Source organism: Aeromonas sp. HMWF014, from assembly GCF_963878295.1.
GTDB lineage: Bacteria > Pseudomonadota > Gammaproteobacteria > Enterobacterales > Aeromonadaceae > Aeromonas > Aeromonas popoffii.
Genome location: NZ_CAWNYS010000403.1, coordinates 1 through 7,114, shown reverse-complemented (window position 1 = coordinate 7,114; position 7,114 = coordinate 1). Strand labels below are relative to the sequence as shown.

Here is a 7,114-nt window from a genome sequence, read left to right as displayed (position 1 = left end):
TGGTCGGTGCCAACCTGGCGCTTGAACAGCTCATCAAGGATGTGCTGGCGATGCGGGTACAAGGGGATGGTTACGCCATGCTGCTGGACAAAAGCGGCCTCATCGTCGCCCACCCGGACAAGGCGCTGGCGCTCAAGAAGAGCCAGGATCTGGCCCCTGAGCTGGATGCCAGCCGACTGGTGAGTATGAGCCAGCAGGGCGGTCTGCAGCTGGTGCAGATCGGCGGACGCGATGCCCAGATGCTGGTGCTGCCCATTCCCAACACCGACTGGCTGCTGGCCATGGTGATGCATGAGGATGTGCTGATGGCGCCGCTGCAGAGCCTGCTGTGGGAGCTGTTACTCATCAGTGCCGGCCTGATCCTGGTATTTGGTCTGGTGCTGACCAGCACCTTCAACTTCCTGTTCCAGGATCTGGGGCGGGTGGCCGGGGCGTTGCACGACATAGCTCACGGCGAGGGGGATCTCACGGTCCACATCAACACTCGCAGCAAGGACGAGGTGGGCCAGCTGGCCGAGAGCTTCAACCAGTTCGTGGCGCGGCTGCACGGCATCGTCAGTCGCCTGCGTGACGTGACCCTGGAGCTGACGGCCCAGTCCCGCACCCAGGCGGCCGGTGCCCAGGCCCGCAGTCAGCGGGTGCGTCAGCAGCAGGACGAGATCGTGATGGTGGCGACCGCGGTGACCGAGATGGCCTCCGCCACTCAGGAGATCGCCGGTAACGCCGAGTTTGCCGCCACCACCGCCACCGATGCGGTCGCGCTGGCGGTCGCGGGTCAATCCCAGGTTGGTCAGAGTCAGCGCAGCATTACCGGCCTGGCAGACGAAGTGGCGGATGCCAGCCAGATCATCCACGAGCTGGATGCCCACGCCCAGAAGATCAGCGGTATTCTGGCAACCATCAGCGGCATTGCCGAGCAGACCAACCTGCTGGCGCTCAACGCCGCCATTGAGGCGGCCCGGGCCGGTGAGCAGGGGCGCGGCTTTGCGGTAGTCGCGGATGAGGTGCGAGTGCTGTCGCGCCGCACTCATGATTCCACCGACGAGATCCAGCAGATGATCGAGACACTGCAGCAGACTACCCGTCGCGCCGTGGGTGGCATGGAGACCAGCCGTCAGCTGGCAGGCACCAGCGTGGAGGATGCAGAAGCCGCCAACCTGAGTCTTGGCCGGATCAACCAGGCCATAGGTTCCATCAGCGACATGGCGACCCAGATAGCGGCGGCGGCGGAGGAGCAGACCTCGGTCACCAGCGAGATCAGCCGCAATACCGAGAACATACGCCACGTTTCTCAGGAGTTGGCCGAGCAGGCGGGCGAAGAGGCCGCCCAGGCCGCCGAGCTCAAGTCGCTGACCGAGCGGCTGGAGCAGGAGATCGGCCGTTTCCGGCTCTGATCATCAGGCAAGAGAAAGGGCAGCCCGCGGGCTGCCCTTTGCTATTTCTGGCGCTTATCCCGGCTGTTTGACCCAAATCAGCTGGTCGGTGGCAAAGCCCAGCGCTTGGGCCTTGGCTACCAGCGCATCCACCTTCGCCTTGGGCGGATTGGGGGAGCGTGAGAGGATCCAGAGATAGTCGTGGTTGTAGCTGGTCACCAGCGAGAGCTGGTAGTCGGGGTCGAGATCGATGACGTTGTAGCCGCCGTAGAAGGGGCCGAAGAAGCTCACCTTGAGCCGTGCCTCGTCCGGGCTGCCCACGAAGTAGGCTTTGCCCTCGGCTTCGCGCCAGCTGCCATCACTCTGCTTGCCGCGGTTGAGCACCTTGACGCCGCCATCGTCACGCAGGCTGTAGGTGGCGCTCACCTGCTCCAGCCCCCGCTCGAAGCTGTGGTCGAGGCGGGCAATTTCGTACCAGGTGCCGAGATAGCGATCGAGCTGGAAGCCGGTGACGGGGCGGGTGCCGTCGGCAATCCCGGTACAGGCCGTCAGTAGCCAAGCGGTGAACAGGCAAAGCAGTGAACGCATAGGTAATCCCTCTCTTGTTATCCCTCGATGATGCGCAGCTGGCCATCCCGGAAGCGGGAGGCCTGATCCGTCGGCGTGCTGCCGAAGAAGCGCTTGTACTCCCGGCTGAACTGGGAGTTGCTTTCGTAACCGACTCTGGCCGCCGCGGTGCCCGCCTTGATGCCGTCGTGCAGCATCATGATGCGCGCCTTGTGCAGCCGAAACGACTTGATGTACTGCAACGGCGAGGTAGCGGTGACCGCCTTGAAGTGGTGGTGAAAGGCGGAGACGCTCATGTTCACCTCTCGCGCCAGCTCCTCCATGGTGAGGTTGTCGGCATAACGCGACTCTATCATACGCAGCACCCGGGCGATCTGGCCCACATGGTTGTGGCGATTGGCGAGCGCCTGCAAGGCGGGGCCACCCCCCTCGGTGAGGGCGTGGAACAGCATCTCGCGCACCGTCTGCGGTCCCAGCACCTTGGCGTGCAGCGGGTTGTCCATTAAGTCGATCAGCCGCTCGGCGGCGCAGAACATCGCCTCCGACAGGGGCACCGAGTGGATGCCGCTCTTCTGCGGTGCCGCAGCGGGCAGGGCGTCTCCCAGCTCCAGCAACAGCGCTTGCAGGGTGACCATGTTGATCTCGATGGTAAAACCGATAAGCGGCTGCTCGGGGGAGGCGAAGCACTCGCACTCGCAGGGCAGCGGCAAGGTCATCAGCAGGTAGTGGTTGGGGTCGTAGCGAAACACCTGATCCGCCAGATAACCCACCTTGTGCCCCTGCAGGATCACTATCATCCGTGGCTGATAGAGCACCGGGGTACGGCCGTGGTACTCGGTGGTATAGATGAAATTCACCTGCTCCACCGGGGAGGGTGTGATGCCGGGGGCAGTGACGTGGCGAGTCACTCTGGCAGCGAGGTCGCTGTAACGGTTTTGCATGGGCGCTCTTTGATTCAATAGTTCCGCTTTTGGCTGCTTTGTAGAAATAGGCAAGAATCAAGCAGGATGTTGCCTTGATGGTAGAGGGATTCTGGAGAAAAATGCAATCACGATTTCGCGGCCTGGCCGCCCTGACTATCAGAAGAAGGCAATGTCGATGAACAATTTTACTCTGCATACCCCGACCAAGATCCTGTTCGGCAAGGGCCAGGTTGCCCAGCTTCGTGAACAGCTCCCCAGCGACGCCCGCATCCTGATCACCTATGGTGGTGGCAGCGTGGTGCGCAGTGGCCTGCTGGAGCAGATCCGCAGCGAGCTGGCTGGCATGACCCTGTTCGAGTTCGGTGGTATCGAGCCCAACCCCACCTATGAAACCCTGATGGGAGCGGTGTCGCTGGCCCGTGCCGAGCGGATCGACTTTCTGCTCGCCGTCGGCGGCGGCTCCGTGCTGGATGGCACCAAGTTCATTGCCGCCGCTACCCATTATGATGAGGCCAGAGATCCCTGGCACATACTCGAGACCGTCGGCAGCGAAGTGCGCTCCGCCATTGCGCTGGGTTCAGTGCTGACTCTGCCCGCAACAGGCTCAGAGATGAACATGGGCGCCGTGGTGACCCGTCGTAGCACGGGTGACAAGGTGCACTTCTTCTCGCCGTTCGTGATGCCGCGCTTCGCCGTGCTCGATCCCGTGCTCACCTACACCCTGCCCGAGCGTCAGGTGGCGAACGGGGTGGTGGATGCCTTCGTCCATATCGTGGAGCAATACCTCACCTATCCGGTCAATGCCAAGGTGCAGGATCGCTTCGCCGAAGGGCTGCTGCTGACCCTGATCGAAGAGGGCCCGAAGGCACTGACTGATCCGCACAACTACGAGGTGCGCGCCAACATCATGTGGAGCGCCACCATGGCGCTGAACGGCCTGATCGGTGCCGGTGTGCCGCAGGATTGGGCCACTCATATGCTGGGTCACGAGCTGACCGCTCTGCACGGTCTCGACCACGCCCAGACCCTGGCCGTTGTGCTGCCCGCCCTGCTGCAGGCCAAACGCCAGCAGAAGCACGCCAAGCTGCTGCAATACGCCGAACGGGTGTGGGATCTGCGCAGTGGCAGCGAAGCGGAGCGCATCGACGATGCCATCGCCGCCACCCGCGACTTCTTCGAGCGGATGGGGGTCAAGACCCGACTGCGCGACTACGGCCTGAACGATCTGGGTATCGACACCCTGATTGGCAAGCTGGGGGAGCACGGCATGACTGCCATCGGTGAGCACGGCGACATCGACTTGGTGCAGAGCCAACATATTTATGAAGCGGCCTGGTAAGGGTCCCCAATCGGCGCCACTCGGGCGAAGCGATTAAATTGTCGGGGCCGTCCTCCGCCATCTGGCGGCGGGGCGGCCCCGTTTTTGTTGGGAAAATGTTACTTTCCGCGTTTCGCTGCGGGAAGTGAGACGAAAGCGGATTTCGTAAGAACAAAAAACGCTAAGATAGAGGGCCGGTAAAACATTTTTTTGACTGGTTGGATCACTTTATTCAGCCGTTTTTACTGGTATAAGCCTCTAATTTGGTTTGTTTTTTTAAATTGTAGCCAGGGATGGGCTGAATTCTGTACGAGTGCCGTCGGGACTGCGGTTGTAATAAAACTCCAAAATTTGATACTAATCACCTTCGCGCCTGAAAAGCGGGGGCCTGACCATGACAGGAGGTTGAGGTAAAGCCTACTGATTTTCATAACAAAGAGCCCTGGACCTGCACTTTGGTCATGTCTTGTTTCGTCAGAAATGCGACACTGGGCAGCGATTGTTTATTAACCATCAGGGAATAGTCATGCAGATTGGAATACCGAGAGAGAGTCTCGCCGGTGAGACCCGGGTCGCAGCGACCCCGGCTACCGTCGAGCAGCTGAAAAAGCTCGGCTTCGAGGTCGCCATCGAGGCCGGTGCTGGCCAGTTGGCCAGCTTCGATGATGCCGCCTTCGAGGCTGCCGGTGCCAGCGTGGTGCCGAGCGTCTGGCAAGCCGACCTTATCTTCAAGGTCAATGCGCCGACCGATGCCGAGATCGCACAAATTAAAGATGGTGCCACTCTGGTGAGCTTCATCTGGCCTGCCCAGAACCCTGAGCTGGTCAAGAAGCTGTCCGAGCGCAACATCAATGTGATGGCGATGGACATGGTGCCGCGGATCTCCCGTGCCCAGTCCCTCGATGCCCTCTCCTCCATGGCCAACATCGGTGGCTATCGCGCCGTGGTTGAAGCTGCGCACCAGTTCGGTCGCTTCTTCACCGGTCAAATCACCGCAGCCGGTAAAGTGCCGCCTGCCAAGGTGCTGGTGATCGGTGCCGGTGTGGCCGGTCTGGCCGCCATTGGTACTGCCGGTTCGCTCGGCGCCATCGTGCGCGCGTTTGATACCCGTCTGGAAGTGGCCGAGCAGATCGAATCCATGGGGGGGGAATTCCTCAAGCTGGACTTCGGTGGCGAAGACGGCGCATCCAGCGATGGTTATGCCAAGGTGATGTCCGATGAGTTCATCGCGGCCGAGATGGCGCTGTTTGCCCAGCAGGCCAAAGAGGTGGACATCATCATCACTACCGCCCTGATCCCTGGTCGTCCGGCTCCGAAGCTTATCACCAAGGAGATGGTCGACAGCATGAAGCCGGGTTCCGTCATCGTGGACTTGGCTGCCGCAACCGGTGGCAACTGTGAATACACCAAGCCGACCGAGTTGTTCGTCACCCCCAATGGCGTCAAGGTGATCGGTTACACCGATCTGCCGGGTCGTCTGCCTGCCCAATCCTCCCAGCTCTACGGTACCAACCTGGTCAACCTGATGAAGCTGATGTGCAAGGAGAAGGACGGCCAGGTTGCCATCGACTTCGACGACGTGGTTCAGCGCAACATGACGGTGATCCAGGCCGGTGAAGTGACCTTCCCGCCGCCCGCCATCGCCGTCTCTGCCGCTCCGCAGAAACCCGCCGCCGCCAAACCGGCCGCGAAGAAAGAAGAGGCCAAGCCCTCCAACAAGAAGTTCGTGTTTGGCGCCCTCGGTATCGCGGCTTTTGGCTGGATCGCCTCCGTGGCACCGGCCGCCTTCCTCTCCCACCTCACCGTGTTCATCCTGGCCTGTGTGGTCGGTTACTACGTGGTGTGGAATGTCTCCCACTCCCTGCATACGCCGCTGATGTCGGTCACCAATGCCATCTCCGGCATTATCGTGGTCGGTGCCCTGTTGCAAATTGGTCAGGGGTCTACGCTCGTCACTGCGCTCTCGTTTGTCGCCGTGCTGATTGCCAGTATCAACATCTTTGGTGGCTTCACCGTCACCCAGCGCATGCTGAAGATGTTCCGTAAGGATTAAGGGGGTTTAACGTGTCTCAAGGACTGGTAACAGCATCCTATATCGTTGCCGCCGTGCTCTTCATCCTCAGTCTCGCGGGACTGTCGAAGCAAGAAACGGCCAAGCATGGCAACTTGTTCGGTATCGCGGGTATGGCTATCGCCCTGCTCGCCACCGTCTTCAACCCGGAAACCAGTGGTGTGCACTGGATCATCCTGGCCATGGTCATCGGTGGTGCCATCGGTGTGCGGCTGGCACTCAAGGTCGAGATGACCGAGATGCCCGAGCTGGTCGCCGTGCTGCACAGCTTCGTGGGTATGGCGGCCGTGTTGGTGGGCCTCAACAGCTTCATCGATCTGCACCCCTCTGCTCCCGCCGAGGTGGTGGTGTCCGTTGGTTCCAATCTGGATGCGACTCTGGCTGCGGCCCGGGCGGCGTTCGAACAGGCGGCCAGTGTCGCTCAGGTCGAGCACCTCTCCGGCGCCATGCTGAACATCCACCTGGTCGAGATCTTCCTGGGCGTCTTCATCGGTGCCGTGACCTTCACCGGTTCCGTGGTTGCCTTCGGCAAGCTGCGTGGTCTCATCTCCTCCAAGCCGCTGATGCTGCCCCATCGTCACAAGCTGAACCTGCTGGCTGTGGTGGCCTCGCTGGTATTGATGATCTTCTTCGTCAACGCCGGTGGCTCCACCTTCGCCCTGCTGGTGATGACCCTGATCGCGTTCGCCTTTGGCTGGCATCTGGTTGCCTCCATCGGCGGTGCCGATATGCCGGTGGTGGTCTCCATGCTCAACTCCTACTCGGGTTGGGCAGCGGCAGCGGCGGGCTTCATGCTCTCCAATGACCTGCTGATCGTGGTGGGTGCGCTGGTAGGTTCCTCCGGTGCCATCCTCTCTTACAT

The 7,114-nt window shown here is 61.2% G+C and carries 6 protein-coding genes; 4 read left to right on the top strand and 2 right to left on the bottom strand.

Annotated features, from left to right (window positions below; translation table 11 throughout):
* The coding region (locus AAC083_RS16350) for a methyl-accepting chemotaxis protein (protein WP_108537160.1) at positions 1–1,394 on the top strand (1,394 nt) is incomplete at its 5' end.
* Positions 1,395–1,448: 54 nt separating this feature from the next.
* Here AAC083_RS16350 and AAC083_RS16345 read toward each other — a convergent pair.
* Positions 1,449–1,961 (bottom strand): lipocalin family protein, encoded by a 513-nt coding sequence (locus AAC083_RS16345; RefSeq protein WP_042035963.1) that lies wholly within the window; start codon positions 1,959–1,961, stop codon positions 1,449–1,451.
* Between the two features lie 17 nt (positions 1,962–1,978).
* Positions 1,979–2,881 (bottom strand): AraC family transcriptional regulator, encoded by a 903-nt coding sequence (locus tag AAC083_RS16340; protein WP_042035964.1) that lies wholly within the window; start codon positions 2,879–2,881, stop codon positions 1,979–1,981.
* Between the two features lie 157 nt (positions 2,882–3,038).
* Here AAC083_RS16340 and yqhD point away from each other — a divergent pair, with 157 nt between their 5' ends.
* The 3 genes from yqhD to AAC083_RS16325 all read left to right on the top strand — a co-directional run.
* Positions 3,039–4,202: an alcohol dehydrogenase gene (gene yqhD, locus AAC083_RS16335; protein WP_108537159.1), complete on the top strand. Its 1,164-nt coding sequence runs from the start codon at positions 3,039–3,041 to the stop codon at positions 4,200–4,202.
* Between the two features lie 505 nt (positions 4,203–4,707).
* Positions 4,708–6,234, top strand: coding sequence for a Re/Si-specific NAD(P)(+) transhydrogenase subunit alpha (gene pntA, locus AAC083_RS16330; protein WP_042035966.1), 1,527 nt, complete (start codon positions 4,708–4,710; stop codon positions 6,232–6,234).
* Between the two features lie 11 nt (positions 6,235–6,245).
* Positions 6,246–7,114, top strand: an 869-nt coding sequence (locus AAC083_RS16325; protein WP_181364785.1) for an NAD(P)(+) transhydrogenase (Re/Si-specific) subunit beta, incomplete at its 3' end; no start/stop codon positions are given.